This window comes from Listeria sp. Marseille-Q6474, from assembly GCF_946902005.1.
In the GTDB taxonomy this organism is placed as follows: domain Bacteria; phylum Bacillota; class Bacilli; order Lactobacillales; family Listeriaceae; genus Listeria; species Listeria innocua.
The window spans coordinates 1,495,140-1,514,831 of record NZ_CAMPPS010000001.1; the positions used below are offsets into that span (position 1 = coordinate 1,495,140).

Annotated in this window: 16 protein-coding genes; all 16 read right to left on the minus strand. The window is 37.8% G+C overall.

Annotation, left to right across the window (positions count from 1 at the left end):
- Positions 1 to 12 precede the first annotated feature (12 nt).
- The 16 genes from OC533_RS07510 to OC533_RS07585 all read right to left on the minus strand — a co-directional run bounded on the left by OC533_RS07510 (position 13) and on the right by OC533_RS07585 (position 19,537).
- A complete protein-coding gene (locus tag OC533_RS07510; RefSeq protein WP_010990288.1) occupies positions 13 to 690 on the minus strand; it encodes an efflux RND transporter periplasmic adaptor subunit in 678 nt (225 codons plus the stop codon).
- Between the two features lie 172 nt (positions 691 to 862).
- The gene (purR, locus tag OC533_RS07515; RefSeq protein ID WP_003759983.1) at positions 863 to 1,681 is read right to left on the minus strand and encodes a pur operon repressor; all 819 of its coding nucleotides are present in this window, start codon (positions 1,679 to 1,681) and stop codon (positions 863 to 865) included.
- Positions 1,682 to 1,844: 163 nt separating this feature from the next.
- Complete coding sequence (gene chbG, locus OC533_RS07520) at positions 1,845 to 2,582, minus strand: chitin disaccharide deacetylase (RefSeq protein WP_010990287.1); 738 nt, start codon at positions 2,580 to 2,582, stop codon at positions 1,845 to 1,847.
- A gap of 21 nt (positions 2,583 to 2,603) precedes the next feature.
- Positions 2,604 to 3,479: a 4-(cytidine 5'-diphospho)-2-C-methyl-D-erythritol kinase gene (gene ispE / locus OC533_RS07525; RefSeq protein WP_003759978.1), complete on the minus strand. Its 876-nt coding sequence runs from the start codon at positions 3,477 to 3,479 to the stop codon at positions 2,604 to 2,606.
- A gap of 138 nt (positions 3,480 to 3,617) precedes the next feature.
- Entirely contained in the window at positions 3,618 to 3,875 is a 258-nt protein-coding gene (veg, locus tag OC533_RS07530; RefSeq protein WP_003718261.1) for a biofilm formation stimulator Veg, read from the minus strand.
- A 119-nt stretch (positions 3,876 to 3,994) separates the two neighbouring features.
- Complete coding sequence (rsmA, locus tag OC533_RS07535) at positions 3,995 to 4,882, minus strand: 16S rRNA (adenine(1518)-N(6)/adenine(1519)-N(6))-dimethyltransferase RsmA (RefSeq protein WP_003772508.1); 888 nt, start codon at positions 4,880 to 4,882, stop codon at positions 3,995 to 3,997.
- Positions 4,875 to 5,450: a ribonuclease M5 gene (gene rnmV, locus OC533_RS07540; protein ID WP_185325156.1), complete on the minus strand. Its 576-nt coding sequence runs from the start codon at positions 5,448 to 5,450 to the stop codon at positions 4,875 to 4,877. The genes rsmA and rnmV overlap by 8 nt, the downstream gene beginning before the upstream one ends.
- 101 nt (positions 5,451 to 5,551) lie before the next feature.
- Positions 5,552 to 6,769: a ubiquitin-like domain-containing protein gene (locus OC533_RS07545; RefSeq protein WP_194323770.1), complete on the minus strand. Its 1,218-nt coding sequence runs from the start codon at positions 6,767 to 6,769 to the stop codon at positions 5,552 to 5,554.
- Between the two features lie 291 nt (positions 6,770 to 7,060).
- Positions 7,061 to 7,834, minus strand: coding sequence for a TatD family hydrolase (locus tag OC533_RS07550; protein ID WP_194323772.1), 774 nt, complete (start codon positions 7,832 to 7,834; stop codon positions 7,061 to 7,063).
- Positions 7,835 to 7,933: 99 nt separating this feature from the next.
- Positions 7,934 to 9,595, minus strand: a complete 1,662-nt coding sequence (locus OC533_RS07555) for a glycoside hydrolase family 13 protein (RefSeq protein ID WP_194323774.1) — start codon at positions 9,593 to 9,595, stop codon at positions 7,934 to 7,936.
- Between the two features lie 3 nt (positions 9,596 to 9,598).
- The gene (locus tag OC533_RS07560; RefSeq protein WP_194323776.1) at positions 9,599 to 11,890 is read right to left on the minus strand and encodes a glycoside hydrolase family 31 protein; all 2,292 of its coding nucleotides are present in this window, start codon (positions 11,888 to 11,890) and stop codon (positions 9,599 to 9,601) included.
- A gap of 2 nt (positions 11,891 to 11,892) precedes the next feature.
- A complete protein-coding gene (locus OC533_RS07565; RefSeq protein WP_226894234.1) occupies positions 11,893 to 15,195 on the minus strand; it encodes a glycoside hydrolase family 31 protein in 3,303 nt (1,100 codons plus the stop codon).
- An 82-nt stretch (positions 15,196 to 15,277) separates the two neighbouring features.
- On the minus strand, positions 15,278 to 16,534 hold the full coding sequence (locus OC533_RS07570) for an ABC transporter substrate-binding protein (protein ID WP_194323778.1): 1,257 nt from the start codon (positions 16,532 to 16,534) through the stop codon (positions 15,278 to 15,280).
- A gap of 27 nt (positions 16,535 to 16,561) precedes the next feature.
- Entirely contained in the window at positions 16,562 to 17,410 is an 849-nt protein-coding gene (locus tag OC533_RS07575) for a carbohydrate ABC transporter permease (protein WP_003759946.1), read from the minus strand.
- Entirely contained in the window at positions 17,410 to 18,288 is an 879-nt protein-coding gene (locus OC533_RS07580; protein ID WP_003722709.1) for a carbohydrate ABC transporter permease, read from the minus strand. Before OC533_RS07580 ends, OC533_RS07575 begins: the two co-directional genes overlap by 1 nt.
- A 34-nt stretch (positions 18,289 to 18,322) precedes the next feature.
- Positions 18,323 to 19,537, minus strand: coding sequence for an ROK family transcriptional regulator (locus OC533_RS07585; RefSeq protein WP_010990281.1), 1,215 nt, complete (start codon positions 19,535 to 19,537; stop codon positions 18,323 to 18,325).
- Positions 19,538 to 19,692 lie beyond the last annotated feature (155 nt).

Below are 19,692 nucleotides of genomic sequence, written 5' to 3' on the forward strand. Positions count from 1 at the left end.
TATACAAAAAACTTAGCTAGGAGCACCTGGAACTGTGGAAGTTTCTTGTGTAGGAAGGATTACTTTTTGGTCTTTTTTAACGCCGTTAGTGATTTCGATATTATCTTCGTTGTGAAGACCAGTTTCTACAAATTTCTTCACTTTTTTCGTTTTGCCATTTTCTTGTTCTTCTGGAACTAGTACATAATATTTATCATCGCTGTCTTTTTGAACAGCTTCAATCGGTACGTAAAGTGCATCTTTTTTCTCTTTTACTAAAATTGAGGCATCAGCAGTCATACCGGCCTTCAAATCGTCTGTTTTATCAAGAGAAATAATCACAGAGAAGCTAGACACGCCATTTTGGACTTGACCTTGTTCTGCAATTTCTTTTACTTTTCCTGTGTATGTTTTGTCAGGAAGTGCTGTTACTGTGATTTTAACTTCTTGGTCTTTCTTGATGTTAGGAATATCCAGTTCATCCATTTGCGCTACTAGTTGAAGCTCATCATAATCTGGAACTTGTGTGTTTTGCGGCGAAATCGCACCTGTTCCTGTAGCGTTGATTTTCATATCCCCTTGTTTCACTTTGGCTGTAACTAATTTTTCTTGTGTTACGGAACCGCTATTTTTTGACAGCAAGAAAACCGCACCCGCGGCAACCACTGCGATAATTACGATAACAATTAACCATTTAACCCATTTTTTCATGAATGTTCTCCTCCTGCTTCTTATGAATAGAAGCCCTGTATTTTATGTAGCAATGATAGGTTTCATTCTACCACAAAAGTTAACTGAGTGAAGTACATCGCAAGTCTGATTTGTTTTTAGTATCACTTAAAGAAAATAAAAAACCCTAGAAAATTTTTCTAGGGTTTATCAATTAGTTATTAAAGTAATTTCCGTCAACTACTTCAATTTGTTTTTCTTTCATGTTGACGTTTTTAATTTTGACAAGTGAAACGTAATCATCGACTAAACGTTCCTCTGCATATTCAGATTCAACTAGAACGCCAATACCAACTAAATGCGCATTGAATTCTTCTAGTAAATTCTTCATCCCATTAATCGTACCGCCAGCTTTCATAAAGTCATCCACGATTACTACGTTGGATCCTTCTGCTAAGCTTCGTTTGGATAGTTCCATTTTTTCGATTCGTTTAGATGAGCCTGAAACATAGTTAATGCTCACTGTAGAGCCTTCAGTAACCTTACTATCTCGGCGCACGATAACGAAAGGTACACTCAAATGCTCAGCAACAGCTTGTGCAATAGGAATCCCTTTTGTTGCCACAGTCATAATTGCATCTATTTTTTGGTTGTTAAATTTGGTAGCTAAAATTTTACCAATTGCTTTAAGCGTCACTGGCTCCCCAAGTAGGTCTGAAAGGTACAAATACCCTCCTGGAAGTAGACGGTTAGGTTCCGCGATTCGGTTACACAACGTATGTACAAAATCAAGCACATCATCATTCCCCGCTATTGAAATATACTGCACTCCACCAGCAGCACCCGGAACAGTTTCAAGTGTCCCAATCCCTCTATCTTCAAATGTTTTCTTTATGATAACCAAATCTTCACTAATAGAAGACTTAGCTGAGCCATAACGTTCAGCAAACATCGTAAGCGGCACTAACTTTCGCGGATGCGATAATAGAAACTGCGTCATATCAATTAATCGTTCACTGCGACGAATCTTCATAATCTCTCTCCCTTTGATAAAATTCCGTATATTAAAAAGCTATTTCACGTATTTTGTCCGTATTTTCTCTATTATAAAACGTTTTCTATAAAATTGACAACTTTTATTCTTTTAAAGTATTAAAAAGCCTGTCAAATAAACATCCTTTGACAGGCCAATGCTTTTATAAATCACGGAAACTAATAATTTCTACTTCTTGTTGGCCTAAATATGCTTGTAATTCTCTTGAAGTTAGAATGGAAACTTCTTTGATGCGCGGCTCTACATAACTGGATATTTCTCGCAGCGTTTCATCGATATACGCTGGATGAGTCATCACTTCCACGACATCGTTTGTTCCGATATGCTCTTGTACTATTTTTTTAATTGTTTCAAAAGATACTCCATCTGCATAGAAAGATGTATCGAATAAATCTGGTGTTTTAATAGCGCCAAAATCAGAAACATCTGAATGACGTCTAATACTTACACCATATTTTTCTGCCAACTTATGCTGAACTGGATAAATTAACGGTTCGATGGAATGATGTGTATCAAAGTGCGAAATAGTGATTCCTGCACCCAAAATTTTCTCGATTTGCGCTGTTAATTCGCGCTCCACTTCTTCCATATCCACGTTAGCTAAACCAGACTCAAGCGCTGTATAATTTTTGCGAAAACGCCCGTTATCATCCGTTAAAGTTTCTAAACCTTGAAGTAACGGGTAACCGAATGTAAGGGTCAAATGAGCACCAATATCCAGTCCAGGATTTTCTTTCGCTACTTCTACAGCCAAATCAAAAGCTGGGCTGTTAGCAAGAAGTGTCGTTGATTTTACAACACCTCGTCTATACGATTCTAAAATACCATAAACTGCTCCTGGGCTAATTCCAAAGTCATCTGCATTAAAAATAATTTTCATTTGTCTGACCCCTCTCATCCATTAATTAATCGTATCGTTTTCGCTTTCACTCCACGGTCTAACCATATAAACTTCCTCACAAAAGCCACGCAAGCCATTATAGACACGTTTCGCTCTTGAATACTGTTTGATGAGCGCAAACACTGTCGGGCCGCTACCACTCATTAGAGCCGCCTCAGCACCAAATGCTAACATCCGGTCCTTAATTCGCTTAACTTGTGGATTTTTTTCTAGCGTTACAGACTCTAATACGTTTCCTGTTGAAGCAAAAATTCCGTCTAAATCACCATTTTTGATAGATTCAATCATTTTTTCTGTGTTAGGGTGTTCTACATTATCTACTTGTAATTCTTTATAAATCGTTGGTGTCGACACGCTAATGCTAGGTTTAGCTAGTACTATCCAACAACCAGGCATATTAGGCAATGCAGAGATTTTTTCTCCACGTCCAGTCGCAAGAGCAGTTCCACCATATACGCAAAAAGCTATGTCAGACCCGATTTCGGAACTTATTTCTGCTAATTCTTCTATCGAAAGACCGAGCTCCCAAATGATATTTAAACCTTTGAGCGCAGCAGCAGCATCCGAACTCCCACCAGCTAATCCCGCTGAAACTGGAATGTGCTTATCAATTGTGATGCGCACTCCCATTTTTATGTTAAAACGATTTTTTAAGAGGAGAGCCGCTTGATAAATCAAATTACGACGATCTTCCGGAATAAAATGCGCTTTTACATCTAGCACAATCTTATCCTCGTCTAAGCGTTCTAAGAATAATCTGTCAGCAAGATCTATTGTTGTCATCACCATTTCCACTTCATGATAGCCATCTTCACGTTTGTATAGCGCATCAAGTGAAAGATTAATTTTAGCTGGTGCTGTTATGCTTATTTTCATTTTTCTTGGCCTCCGCGTTCAAAATCTCTTTTTCTATTCTATCATATGAAAGAAAAAATATGTAGCTAGCGGTCCAAAATGGTTTCTATGTAAAGCAAAAACCGAACCATACTAAACGGTTCGGTTACTTCAGCTTCATTATAAAGCTAATTCTTTATTATCATCTGTAAATACAAGTTCTACTGCGTCTGTTAAGATATCCGTATAACTATAGGATACTCTTTCAAAGTTGTTTTCATCTTGATCAAGCTCCACAATGAAAACGGATGGATATGTTTCAGCTAGGATACCGCAACGTTCAATCGTTTTCTTACGACCGCCGTTTGCTTTCAATGTCAATGCTTTACCTAATCTAGAATCTAAATTCGTCTTAATGCTTGCAATGGTTTTTGGCATTTATTTTCCACCTCACTAATATCAATTATAGCACAGATGGGCTCGGAAATCAATAACCAAATATTTTAACAGTTGGAAGGGCTAGCTGTCAACTAAGAAAGCGCTCTTTTTGAAAAAAATTATTTTTCTGCGAGGAAATCAGCAAGAAAGTTACTTAATTTAGCGAATTCTGGTATATCAAGCGTTTCTCCGCGTCTAATTAAGTCTATACCAATTGCATTTAAACCTTCTACCAACTCTTCTTTACGCGGTTTTAAGGCCGGGAACTTGGATGCTAAATTATTCCATAGCGTTTTTCTTCTTTGAGCAAAAGATGCTCTTGTTACTTCAAAGAAAAACTCTTCGTCATTTACTTTAGCTAATGGTTCTTTACGGCGTTTTAAATGAATGACGGCAGAATCGACATTGGGTTGCGGCATAAAGACAGTTTTTGGAACAATAAATGCTAGTTCTGCTTCCATGTAAAATTGGATAGCAATGGTTAAGCTACCGTAACTCTTTGTGCTTGGAACTGCGCTAATTCGGTCAGCAACTTCTTTTTGCAACATAAAAGTCATCGAGTCTGCTGGGATATTATCATGAAGTAATTTCAAAATAATCGGGGTAGTTACATAATAAGGCAGGTTTGCCACAATCTTAAGAGGCAGTTCAGGTTTCGCAAATTGTTCAGTGATTACTTCAGCAACATCGGCTTTGAGCACATCATTATGGACAACGCGCACATTATCGTAGTTACTAAGTGTATCATCCAGAATCGGTAACAAGCGTTGATCAATTTCGAACGCAACGACTTCATTTGCTGTTTTGGCCAACTGCTCAGTTAGCGCACCAATTCCTGGTCCGATTTCGATGACATTCGTTTCTTTCGTAATTTCAGCTGTATCGGTAATCCGTGTCAAAATATTGCTATCGATGAGAAAATTTTGACCGAGACTTTTTTTAAATAAGAAACCATATTTTTTTAAAATTTCCGTAGTTCTTCCGGGAGTTGCAATATCTTTACTCATTTTCTTCCTCCTGCATAATCGTTTGGCACGCGGCTACTAATCGTTCTTCACTAATGGCAAATGATTCCAACCTTGTTTGCAATTGTTTTCCATTCGTATAGCCGATTTTTAAAATGTTGCCGAGTTTTTCTCTACGTTCTTTTGCTCCGATTCCACCTAGAAGACCTAAGTGAATCAGGGTTTCTTTGGAGATATATTGTTTTTCAGTCGGTACGCTGCTTGTATGAAAGTGCTCCAAAGCTTCTCTAATATGGGCGCTGCTCGCATGTTCTACACCGAGTCCACGTCCTGCTTTTGGTAGAGCGTCTTGTCGATTAATAAATGCATGTTTACATCCTGGTACCGCTGAATCAATTTGTTTTCTAATTTTTTCGCCTGGGAAATCTGGGTCCGTAAAAATAATGACTCCCCGCAGTTCTTGAGCGTGTCTAATCTTTTCAATTGTTTCTTGTGAAAGTGCTGAGCCATTGGTTTCGATAGTATCTGCAATAACTGAACGATTGATTGCAGTTGTATCGTCACGTCCTTCTACAACAATAAACTCATGTATTACAGGCTTCCCGCTCATATTGATAACATCCTTTTTTATAAAATAAGTAAATACATCATACCACATTTTGGGCAAAGAAAAAACGAGGCCCTATGAGTCAGCCTCGTTTTTATACGAAATTAGTTTAACACTTTTACAGTAACCATTCTTCTACCCCATGAGTAGCATTGGCTTTCATTTGGGAAATAAACGTCAACGATATTTCCTTTGATAACGCCGCCAGTGTCTCCAGCGATTGCTTCGCCGTAACCTTCAACCCATACTTTAGAACCTAGTGGGATAACGTTTGGATCAACTGCGATTACTTTCATTCCAGGGTTAGCACTTAGGTTAATACCATAAGCTGTCATACCGCCACCTGAATATGCTGTTGATTCCATACGATAAGTTTTACCACCTGATGGAGCTGATGAAGCGTTAGAAGTGGTTGCTTTTGAAGATGAAGCATTTGCGATTTGTGATACTTTCGCTTTTTCTTTTGTGCCACGTACAACTACTTTATCTGTCTTTTCAGAAGTAACGTTTTCTTTAATGATATCGCGTTTTGTTTCTTTGTCATTTTCAAAAGTTACATTATACTCGACAACTTTTTCGCCATTTTTACCTTCTTGAACGACTTTTTCAACGCCTTTATTTAGGCTATCGTCTTCTTTATAAACTGTTTCAAATTTGATTTGTTCATTTTTCTTTTCTGCTTTTGAATTGACGTATGTAACTTGTACGGTCATTTTTTCCTTTAAGTTACTGTCTTTAGCAGGTGACACGCGGTCATCTTTATCAAGTTTGATGTTTTTCTCTGTTAGTAAATCACTAACTTTTTTCTTAGTTGTCCATACTGTATCTTTTTTAGTTCCGTTTTGTAAGGAAAGTTCAATGGCACGGTTAATGTTAACCTCTAGGCCATTTTTTAATTTAGTATCTAATGCAACATTTAAAACATCTTGTGGACGAGTAGTAATATTTTCGTCTTTAAGCAAGTCTGCTACGTTTGTTTTTGTGCTCCAAACGTTTTTCTTTGTACCATTATCATTTATTGTAACTTGACGAGCTGGAAGATATTTAATTTCCATACCGTCTTTAATTTCCGCATTTTTTCCTGGCGCGATTTCATCTTGTGCACTTACTTTAATTCCTGCTTCATCTAATGCTTCAGAAACTGTTTTAGCATGTGTTCTTGATTCAATTTTTTCACCAGCGTTTACTATAGTGATATCGTTTTTAGTTCCTTCGAAAACGAAATAAAAAACCAATGCTACTACAATAACAAATCCTGCAATCATGATTGGTAATTTCCATTTTGATGATTGGGCTACGTTACTGCTGTTTTCCATGGTCATGTATTTCTCCCCTTTCTACTTCGCTAGTGATTATATACAGGGGACTAAAGAACTGTCAATTTTTTCTATAGTTTGTTCACACCTTCGCAAACTTAAAGCATAAACGTTGGTATAAAGCCATTTTTAAATATAAAATTTTTAAAAAGTGTCAAATGTAACAGAAATGTGTCATTTTTCTACGTCTCTGGTCGTAGGCATGAAATAAGGGTTTTTGTCCAAGTAGTGATTTTTATCTTCTAGAAGCTTAAGATTGGGTTACAGACTCGGCCTTATATTACAATTATATTACAATCAGTCTTTAATTTTAAAAAGCCTTATCGCGTTATCTGTTGAGTGCGTGGCGATTTCGCTATATTTCATTTCTTTCAGTTCCGCGATTTTTTCGGCAACTAACTTGACGTATCCTGGTTCATTTCTTTTTCCACGATTTGGGGTTGGAGCGAGATACGGGGCGTCAGTTTCTATTAATAAACGGTCAATTGGTATAGCTTGGGCTGCGATTTTTGGTAATTTTGCGTTTTTAAAAGTGACTGTTCCTCCGAATGAAATATAAAAATTCATTGCTAAACATGCTTCCATCACTTCGACTGTTTCGCCAAAACAATGCATAATTCCGCCTACTTCTTCAGCATGTTCTTCTTGCAAAATGCGAACTACATCTTCTGTAGCTTCGCGGTTATGAATGACTATCGGTAAATTCACTTCTTTAGCTAAACGAATTTGCTTTCTAAAAACTTCAAATTGCGTTTCTTTTGGCGAAGTATCCCAGTGATAGTCCAAGCCCATTTCGCCCAAAGCAACTACTTTCGGGTGCGTTAGGGCTAAATCGCGTAACCATTCTAAATCTTCGTCTGTGAAGGTAATAGCGTCTGTAGGGTGCCAGCCGACGATTAGATAGATAAAATCATATTTATCGGCTAATTTAAGTGCCCGGTCAATTGTTTCTTTATTAAAGCCTACAACGGCCATACGGGTCACGTCGTTTTCTTTTGCGCGTTTTATTACTTCTTCTATATCATCATCAAAAGCCTCGTCATTGAGGTGTACATGCGTATCAAATAGCACGAGAATTCCTCCTAATAAAATCATTTCCTTCTATTATACTATAATTTTTGACGCAAACAAAAAAAGCCACTTAAAACGCAAGTGGCTTTTCTAGTCTGTTTATTTAATTTGATAAACTATCGCTTCGTATGGTCGTAAAGTTCCTTCTATAATATCAGGAACATTATTTGCAAGTACGGAGCCTTTTTTGATGTCGTTTAAAATATTTTCATCGGTAATAACTTGCTCTTCTTCTGTGAAATTACATAAAACGACTAATTTTTCATTTTCTGTATAACGTTCATATGCGAAAATCGCTTCGTCTTTTGGTAATAACAGGCGATAATTACCAGTTGTGATGATTTCTGTTGTTTTGCGTAACTTAATTAGATTTTGGTAGTAGTAGAAAATCGAATCTGGATTTTTCAGCGCTTCTTCGTTGTTGATTTCTGTATAACGCGGGTTAACTTTAAGCCACGGCGTTCCGGTTGTGAAGCCAGCATTTTCGCTATTATCCCACTGGTACGGTGTTCTTGCGTTGTCGCGTCCTTTAGTGTAAATAGACCGCATAATGCTTTCGTGGCTATGTCCTTGCTCTTTACGTTCTTTATACATGTTTAATGTTTCTATATCTCGATATTCTTCCAGCGTTTCAAAATGAACATTAGTCATCCCGATTTCTTCACCTTGATAAATGTACGGTGTTCCTTTCATCATGTGCAGACATGTTGCAAGCATTTTCGCCGAACGAACGCGGAAACGATTATCATTCCCAAAACGAGAAACAATACGTGGTTGGTCATGATTGTTCCAATACAAACTGTTCCAGCCGTTTTCTTGAAGCGCTACTTGCCAATCGGACATGTTTTCTTTTAAATCTGGTAAATAAATTGGTTTTAGATCCCATTTGTTATCACCATCGGAGTCTAGGTTCATATGTTCAAATGTAAAAATCATATCCACTTCATTATTTGCTGGATTTGTATAAATTTGCGCGTCAGTTGTGCTAGCACCTGGCATTTCGCCAACAGTCATTACATCATATTTGGAAGTTACTTCTTGGTTCATCTCTTGCAAGAACTCATGAATACGTGGTCCATTGCAAAAATCGTTACCTGCATCTCCGTAAATTTGACCGTCTGCAACTGGTCCATCTGGGAAAGCTGTGTTTTTGGAAATGAAGTTAATTACGTCCATACGGAACCCATCGATACCTTTATCAAGCCAGAATTTCATCATATTATATACATCTTGGCGTAATTTAGGATTTTCCCAGTTTAAATCTGGTTGTTTTTTAGAGAAAAGGTGTAAGTAGTACTCGCCTGTTTTCTCGTCCAATTCCCATGCTGGACCACTGAAAATCGAGCCCCAGTTGTTGATTTCATTTTCTTCACGCCAGAAATAGTAATCACGATAAGGATTATCTTTGGATTTCCGAGATTCTTCAAACCATTTATGTTCGTCGGATGTGTGGTTAACAACTAAATCCATTACGAGTTTCATATCACGATCATGCAAGCCTTGTAACAATTTGTCAAATGTTGCCATATCGCCATATTCTTCGTAAATTTTTTGGTAATCGCGAATATCGTATCCATTGTCATCTTGTGGCGAATCATACACCGGAGATAGCCAGATAACGTCTACACCAAGCTCTTTTAAATAATCTAATTTCTCAATAATCCCTTGAATATCACCGACTCCATCGCCATTTGAGTCATTGAAACTCTTTGGATAGATTTGGTAAACTACGCTTTTTTTCCACCAGTCTTTTTCTTTCATCGATTAAATTCCCGCCCTTGTAATTTTGTCTGTTTTTTTACCGAAAACTTGTATAGTAGTAACTTTTTGTTGTAAGTTTTCTTCGCCATGATGGTCACCATTTATCTGTACTTCGCCGTTTTTGAAAGTAGCAGTGAAAGCTGTTTTGGATATTTTTCCGCTTTCGTATTGGTAGCTTTTGCCATCATCATTATACACGTATCCGCTTGCCTCGTCGTTATCTAAGTATATTTCTAATGCCAAATCTTGTGTTTCTTTTGTATTTTGAACGCTGGTACCTAATGGTAAAATCGTTCCTGCTTTAATATAAATTGGCATAACGTCAATCGGAGCGTCAGCGATAATATAGTCTCCGCCTTCTACTTGCTCTTTCGTCCAGTAATTAAACCAAGTCCCTTTTGGTAAGCGAACTAAACGCTTCACTTGGCCTTCGCGAACGATTGGCGCAACGAGGATATTTTCACCTAGCATAAATTGATCGTTCACTTGAATTAAATCGCGTTCCTCTTTAAACTCCATATAAAGTGGTCTAACTATCGGCAAGCCATTCTCCGCAGTTTTTTGGAATTCTGTATAAATATACGGTAAAAAGGTGTAGCGCATTTCAATATATTTCTTCACAATTTTCTCCGAGTCTAGCCCGAATGCCCATGGTTCTTGATAAATGCTATCTTGCACGCAATGGTTTCTAAAATATGGTAAAAACGCGCCTGCTTGTGTCCAGCGTATTAGCATTTCTTTCGTACAGTCAGAAGAAAATCCACCAACATCCGCACCTGTAAATGCGACACCAGATAAACCTAAATTCATAATCATTGGCAGCGACATTTCTAAATGCTCCCAGTGACTACGATTATCCCCCGTCCAAACTGCTGAATAACGCTGAACTCCCGCATAACCAGCACGAGTGAGTGAAAACGGACGTTCGTTTGGCACAAGACGTTTTAATCCTTCAAAAGTCGCTTTACTCATATACAATCCGTATAAATTATGCGCTTCTTTATGGGTTACATTTTTTCCGTCCAGATTATGCACAACATCTAAATCCATCGTTTTACTTTCATTAAATACAGAGGGTTCATTCATATCATTCCAAATCCCGCGAATGCCTAAGTCTGTGTAAAACTGATGCAAATCTCCCCACCAGCGTTGAACAGTCGTACTTAGGAAATCCGGGAAAGCACTGACACCTGGCCAAACATCACCATAATAAATCGCACCTTCAAGTTTACGGCAGAAATAATGATGCTTGATTCCTTCTTGATATACGGAATAATTAACATCTTTTTTAATTCCCGGATCAACAATTGGCACAACATCAATGTTTTGTTCACGAAGACGCGCAATTAGTTCTGGTCCATTTGGAAAAGTATCCGGGTTAAAAGTGAACACCCGAAAATCATCCATATAATGTATATCCATAAATACGCAGTCTAGCGGAATTTCTTTTTCTTTAAAAGTGTTGGCAATTCGCTCTACTTCTTCTTCCGATGTGTAGCTATATCTTGATTGATGATAACCTAATGACCATTTTGGCGGAAGTGGTGTTTTTCCTGTTAAATCCGTATAGTTTGCTACAACTTCTTTGACATCTTCACCAAAGATAACGTATAAATTTGCTTGCCCGCCTTCTGCTAAAATCGTATACATCTCTTCAAAACTTTGGAAATCAAATTCTGTCCGGTGTGAATTATCGTAAAACAGACCGTACGTTGTTTCCTCCGTATCCGCAATCATAAATGGGATGGACTGATATAGTTCCACTGTATCTTTGTTATGCGGACTGTATACGTCTGTATTCCACATGCTAATAATGGAGCCAGCTTTATTTAATGCTCCTGTTTTTTCACCCAGGCCAAAAATTGCGGTTCCAGGCTTACTTTGGATAGAAATTTGGTGTTCTTTATCGCGATTAATTGCCAGTCCTTCTGTTTGAAAAATGGTTTTTCCAGCTTGCTTCATTATAATTTGGAAAGGATTTTTTGAAACGATAAGTTTTTTATCTGCAAATTGAAGTTCATAATAATCATTTGTTTCAGTGAACACGGCAGCTTGTTTTTCTGTGTCGTTAATTGCCGCAATAGAAGGTGTCAGATCCGCTTCACCAAACGGATTCACGGTTACGCGTGCAATTTTTTCATTAACAAAATAACAACTGAAATGACCGACATCAAGTGTGCCAGTTAGGCAATTATTCGCCCAACTAGCTGTTTTCACTTGGTTTATTTTTCTCGGGAAAGCTGTTTTTTGTTTTACGTTAGATGGTAAAATAGCAAAACTTGTGGAAGCATCCATCGTTATCTTCCTTTCTTTATTTGTACTTTTTTGGTCGTTCCAATTACTTCAACTTCATATTCTGGCGTATTTGTTTGAACGGAGATAGTTACTTCATCCGCATTTTCGGTAACTTTTACTAGCCATTTTTCTGATAAATGGTCAGTAATTTCTTCAGTGAAATCGCCGTCTAAATAAACTTTGAGTAATGGGGTATCGTATTCCTCCACTGTATTTCCAACCCATGAGCCGAGTTTCAAAGTGGCATCAACGTTACATAGCACGGCTTTCCCGCCACGAATGAATACTGGGATTTCTTCTTTATCCGCTTTACATTTGCGTAAAGTTGGCCCACTTACTCTAGTTCCATTCCAGAAATCATACCAAGTTCCTTCTGGTAAATATACTTCTCTCGAACGCACCCCGTCTTCAATTACTGGCGCGATCAGCATAGCTTCCCCGAATAAGTATTGGTCATACATATCAGAAACACGGGGATCTTCTTTGTAATCAAGCAGAAGCGCACGCATCATCGGTAAGCCAGTTTCGACGCATTTTAACGATTCATTATAAATATAAGGTAAAATGTTCATTCTTACATTCGCGAAATGACGGTATATTGGGATTACCGAGTCATCCCCAGTCCTTGAAGCTATGTTCCACGGTGTCCGGTCTTGGTTGAATTCGGCTTTACTTTCGGCATGATACTGCATAATTGGGCAGAAAGTAGCCATTTCCGCAGAACGGATAAATAGTTCGGCAGTTGGAATGTCACCATTAAATCCTGCAAAATCAAAGCTCCAAAACAGAATTCCAGAAAATCCAGCTGAAAGTCCAGCAATGAGCGATCTTCTAAACGCGTCGAAAGTCGATCTTTCATCACCAGCCCAGTGAGCCGGGAAGTTTTGAGCGCCCGTATAGCCAGCGCGACTAAATGTCATGCCATCGTTTTGTTGCGCAAATTGATAATAAGCTTCCACATAGTCATTTGGATAAAGATTACGCATTTCATCGCCACGTCTACCATCAGCAAACTGCAATCCTTCTCCAAAAACGAATTCGCCGCCATCTGTTTTAAAGCCATCAACGCCAATATCAATCAAATATTGTCGTTTATCAAACCACCATTTTTTTCCTTCTTCATTGGAGAAATCCATAATCAAGCTTTCTGTGAACCAGTTTTCTGGAATACGGTACGGTGAGCCATCCGGATTTTTTACCACATAGCCTTTTTCAATCATATAGGCTTCTTCACGGTCTTTTAGTGGGTGTTGTTGACGATTTAAGTATTTTTGAATTGGGATTTGCCAAAGAATTAATTTCATTTTGTTGTCATGGATGTAGTCAACCATCCCTTTTGGATCTGGCCATCTGCCCCATGAAGGGAATCGAATTTCATCGTAGCTATATGCTTCTGCAGGTGCTTTTTCATCATATTCGGCGTCATTGAACATATAATAGGTAGCCTCATCGCTCCATTGTTCTAATACGACAACCGTTGATGGAATTTGCAGCTCTTGCGTTGTTTCTACTTCATTTCGAACGACAGATTCACGGTCCCAGTTATTACTAGACATCCACGGTCCAAGCGCCCAGACTGGAACCATTGCAGGCTTGCCAGTTTTTTTCATATAATTAGCAACTGCACTACGAATATCTCCCATTAGAAGACAAATATCCGTATCACAGCCATTTATTTCTACTGTAATCGTATGCTTATCCGCTAATTGGTTACCTAAATCAAAACTTGTGTAACGAGCGGTATCAACGAACACACTATAATCACGATTCGTATGATAAAACGGCATCGGGATGTAGGTTCTTGTTCCTTGGTCGCGGTATTGATTATAAACAAAGCAATCAAGTACATTCCCGCGCTGACCTAATGCATTGTAGCGTTCACCGAAGCCGTAATACTCTTCTTCTTTTGGCGCGTCTAAATGCAGTTTTACTTTGTTAATCGTGCCAGTTTTATCGGTATACCATTGTAACGCTGGGTAAATTTTATGCGATTCTAGAATTAATTTGCCTTTAAAGTGAACCTCAAGACGCACTGGATTATTTGAAACGATAATCTCTAAATCATCTTTTTTCAATTGGCCCGATGATTTTGTTTTAACATTGCTCGCTTCAAATGAAGGTTTTAATCCGATTACAAGTTCATCTGATTTCACGGCGAACTCGACCGGGATGACACTTGATGGATTTTCTTTAAATAAAACCATTAAGCCTTGCTCTGTTTCACAAATTGCTGCTTCTTCTGACCAGTGTTTCCAGATTGGTTCGACAGTATAATCATCTGATGTCAAAGTGGTTTGGTCTTTCATTGTCGCCCGGAAATAATACGTGTATTCGCCAACTTCTTCTAATGGCGGAACGAGTGCTTCCCAGATTTGGACATCATTTTTCTCTTTTTTCTCACATAAAATGGTCCAGTCTTTTTCTTTTAATACAAGTTCGACTTGGATTGCTTCGATTCCAGAAATAACTTCACACGCAGCCGAAAAATGCATTTCTGTTTCGGGGTAATGTGGCGTACGTTCAGTTAACTGCTGCTCATAGCGATTTTCATTCCCGAAAGGATCGTGTGAAATATGCGCTGTTACTTCACTTTCCATCGCCCGGAAAGCTTGATTAATTTGAATAAAAATCGTGCCAAGTTCATCATTATCTTCCATCTTCATTGCCATATTCAAATAGTGTAACGCTTTATCTTGGTCACTTTTTTCTAAGAAATATAGCGCCATTAGAGCCGTTGCAAAGGAATTAACTTTCGGAGCTCCTGAATAAGGCAATACTCCATCATCTTGCACTAATTGTTGTTCCATTTTGCCAACAGCCGCCACCATTACAAGATCTTCGGGCGAAAATAACCCAAACGGAAGCACGGATAGAAGTTGGTCGGTTGACACTTTCCGCGTGTTAAAGCCAGTAAGGATGCTATCACCTTTTAATAAATTATCAAAACAATAGTCGCGGATAATTGTAATTGTTTGTTGTAACTCCGGTTTTGGAAAAGTGTTTTTCACATCTAATAATGCAGAGTATACACTTGAAATAGTTGCTAAATAAATATCATTTTCACCTGAACCCCAAATAGACTTTTCAGGACGATTCCAGTTTTCAACTAAAAATGCAATTACTGGCTCTACTTCTTCTCTGTCATAATGGTTGATTTTACTGCTAAGCCATAGCCAAGAAGCGGTTTCAAGTACTGAATCAGTTGTAAAGTCAGGTTTTGTTTCCAGTAGGATTGGCTTGATATTTTCATTTTTTCCTTCTATTAAATGCAAGTAACCCTGCATTAATTTTGTGAATTTAGACATGTTTTATTTCCTTTCTTGGATATACTAAAGTGGCAGTCTAATTTGTAAAGGTACTTACAAACGTCCCTGCCACTCTCGTTACTTATTTAAAGCCCATTGTTTTGTTGATGTTATCTTCACTATTTTTCAGTGCTTTTTCTGGTGTAGATTCGCCGTTTAGCACTTTTTCAAATTCTGAGTTTGTATAATCACTAATTTTGTTCCAATCTTTTACAACTGGAGGTAATACCATATATTGTAAGGACTCGAAAACTGCTTCTCTGTTATCTGGAGGAGTCGCATCTAGATACGGTTGTAAAATTTCTTTGTTTTCGGTTGCTGGTAGTTCCCAGTTGTTTGCAATTCTAATTTTTGCCGCTTCTTTATTTGCACTCATGAAGGAAGCAAATTTGAACGCTGCTTCTTTTTTATCTGAGTCTTTAGAAACACCGATTCCATTAGCGAAGAAGTGAGTCGCTTTTTGCTTATTGCCTGCTTCTACTTGTACGTCCCATTTAAATGGTGCATCTTGGAACATATCGAATAACCAAATACCTGTATGAAGCATTGCGATTTGACCATTCATGAATAAGTCTTCTGGTAATTGTCCAGATAAATCAGATGGTGAAGGAGCAACCTTAGATTCTGTTACTTCATTAGTTAAGTGAGTTAATGCTTCTAAGTTTTCAGGGCTGTTAATAGTAGTTTTTGTCATATCTTTATCGAAAATTGAACCACCATTTTGTGCAGCTACTTTGAAGAATTCGTTCATTGTTACTGGTTGGGAAGTTCCCCAAACTTTATTTTTAGCATCTGTTAATTTTTTCGCTGCAGCTTCTTCGTCTTTCCAAGTCCAGTCAGCAGTTGGGTATTCAACTCCGGCTTTGTCAAAAAGGTCTTTATTATAAATTGTTACAACGTTGGAGAAACTTTCTACCATACCGTATTGTTTGCCTTCATATTTGAAAGCATCATACGCTTGTTTATTAAGAGTAGATGGATCAAAATCTTTATCTTTTTCGATATAGCTTGTTAAATCTGCAAGAACACCTTTTTCAGCGTATTGCATGAATGTTTCGTAGTTAAGTTCAAAGGCATCAGGAGCATCGCCACCTGCGATTTGTGTTTGTAGTTTAGTGAAATAGTCGTTAAATGCGATTGTTTGAACGTTTACTTTAATATCAGGGTTTTGCTTTTCAAATTCTTTTACCATTTTATCAAGTGCTTTTCCATCCGCTGGGGCAGAGAATTGATAATACGTTATTTCTGTTTTATCGCCGCTGCTACTACCACCGCCGCAAGCTGAGAGACCAAATACAGACAGTACAACTACCATTAACAATAATAAACCTTTTTTCATTTGTAACACTCCTTTTTTGTTGGTTTTTTATTCTTTCATTCCGCTCATTGCCATTCCTTGGATGAAATATTTTTGAGCAAAAAGGTACACTGCTAGAATCGGGATAACACTAATAAGTACACCCGCCATCATTAAGCCGTAATTCGTTCCATATCTACCTTGTAAAAGAGATAATCCTAAAGGTAAAGTTGCCATTTCTTGTGAACTTGTCACGATTAATGGCCATAAATAACTGTTCCAAGATTGCATAAAAGTTAAAATTCCAAGTGTTGCAAATGTAGGTTTCGCAAGTGGTAAAATAACTTTTCGGAAAATAGTAAAATGATTTGCCCCATCCATAAATGCGGCTTCTTCTAATTCTTTTGGAATTCCCATGAAAGCTTGGCGTAATAAGAAAGTGCCGAAAACGCTGAATAACGCTGGTACAATCAGCCCTGCATAAGAATCTAACCAACCAAATTGTTTCATTAAGATAAATTGCGGAATCATCGTAACTTGAGCTGGAACCATCATTGTCGCTAAATAAAGTAAAAATAACTTATCGCGGCCCCAGAAAGGTATTCTCGCAAATGCGTATGCTGCCATCGAACAAAACAGCATTTGACCAAGTGTCGTTACAACGGCAACAACAACTGAGTTCATTAAAAATCTTAACATTGGGAACATTTCAAATACTTGAGTGAAGTTTGCGGTTGTCGGTTCTTTGGGAATAAATTGTGGCGGTAGAACCATGTTTGCCGCACCTGTTTTAAAGGCTGTTGAAATCATCCAAACAAACGGCATAAGCATGATAATTCCACCAAGACAGATAATCGTATAGGTAAGAATATTTTTTATTAGTTGCCATTTTGGTGAACCACTTTTTTCTGTTTTCATTAGTAATTGGACCACCTTTTTTGAAGTTTATTTTGAATAATTGTAATGATGAAAATAACAATAAACAATATCCAACTCATCGCGGAAGCATAGCCCATTTCGAAGTATCTAAATGCATGATTGTAAATGTTTTGGACTAAGGTCATCGTCGCTCCACTTGGTCCACCTTCTGTCATAATCATCACTTGGTCAAACACCTGGAATGAGTTGATAAGTGAAATTATCGTCACAAAGAATGTAGTCGGAGTAAGAAGCGGAATGGTGATTGAGAATAATTGGCGAAGTTTTGACGCTCCGTCCATATTTGCAGCTTCGTAATAGGAAGGTGAAATATTTTGCAAACCACCCAAAAACAGTACCATAACGAAACCAATATCTTTCCACGCACTAGTTATAATAACTGCAATCATCGCTGTTTGTGGATCTGTTAACCAGTTCGGTCCAGCAATTCCAATTAACGATAAGAAATAATTGATGAGACCGTATGAAGGGTTGAAAAGCCATTTCCAAACGAGTGAAACAGCTACCCATGAAGTAATCACGGGTAAGAAGTACACTGCTCGGAAAAATGGTCTAAGTTTAATTTTTTGGTTTAACATCAAGGCACAAGCTAGCCCAAGAATCATTACACTTGGCAAGTAACCGATGATAAATGTGATAGTATTTCTAAATGACTTCCAAAATTCTGGGTCATTAAATAACCGTTTGTAATTTTCAAATCCAGTAAAGTGAATCGTACTCACTAAGTCCCAATCGGTAAAACTAATACCGAGCGAGCCAAGGATTGGGATAGCAATAAAAATGAGAAAACCTAATAAATTGGGCAACAAGAAAATGCATAGCCAAAATAGTGTTTTCTTTCTAGTCATACCAACCATGTAAAAATAACCTCCCGAAATAATTTATGTACTTTTAACGTAATAAAGTTTGTTCTTCTTCATAGATTGGCACTTGGAATAGTTGGTGGATGACTAGTAAAGCCGCACCTTGTAACCACGCAGGATCCTCTAGAGAAGTTGTTGTAATTTCCGTTTCAAAGCCAGCCCCTGAAAAAAAGTTCTGTGAAGCAATTTCATCAATTTTAGTTAAGAATAAATCTCTGTGGTGTAAGCCTTCCCCGACAATAATTACTTTCTCTGGGTTAAAGGTGTTAATGATATTTCGAATCCCGTATCCTAAATATTCTCCCATTTTCCCCATAAGTTCTATCGCCATTTCGTCACCAGCACGCGCGCTTTTTGCTACATTATCAAAATGAAAATCATTTAATTCAGATGTAGGAAAAGCTTCTTTTATTTCTTCGCCGCGGTTTCGGAAGTAAAATTCGGATGCGTACATTTCTAAGCACCCTTTTTGACCACAGTGGCACTTGTATCCGCCTGGTTGGATTGTTGTATGACCAAATTCTCCAGCTCCACCTTGCGCACCGTAATAAATTTGACGGTTAATAACAACAGATAAACCAAGTCCAGCACCAACTGAAACGGTTGCAAAATTATTGGATTGTTTCCCTTCACCTAACCAAAGTTCTGCGAGTGTGTAGCAGTTTATATTTTTATCTACATACACTGGAATATCAGGGAAATGTACATGTAACATCGCTTCTAAGGCGACATTTTCCCAGCCCAGCATAGTAGAGCGGATTACTGTTCCTTTTTTACGATTCACTAGACCTGAAATAGCAATCCCAACGCCTAGCAAGTTTTTCATATCTCTGTTTTTACACATTTTCTTTACATTTTCAGCAATTAAGTCTATTGCATCTTCCGGTTTTTTCTCTGATGAAAATGGTATGGAAGTATTTTTAATAATTTCTGCATTTAAGTCTGTTAACGCAAAAAGAAGTTGTTCCTCTTCTACTTTGACACTAACAACAAATCCATAATCTTTATTAAATCTTACTAGTTTGGCACGTCTGCCCCCAGTAGATGATGTTTCCGCACCTTCTAGAATAATGCCTTCTTGTTGCAAGTCATCTAGAATATACGTTAATGTAGACATCCCAAAATCGCATTTTTTAGCTATTTCTGTACGTGTGATTTCTCCTTTTTCACGGATTAAATTCAGCACGGTATAGCGATTTATATCTTTAATTAAGTCTTTGTTCCCTTTTCTTAAGATATCCATAGTCCGGCTCCTTTACTTCTGGATGAGCACTTACTTCGTTCATTGAATTAAGTAAGTATAGTTACATTATATTGTAATCGTTTGCATTATGCAATCTTTTTTTAAAAAGTTTTTTTCGATAAAAAAATGAACCCTAACTCCAGCGAATTAGGGCT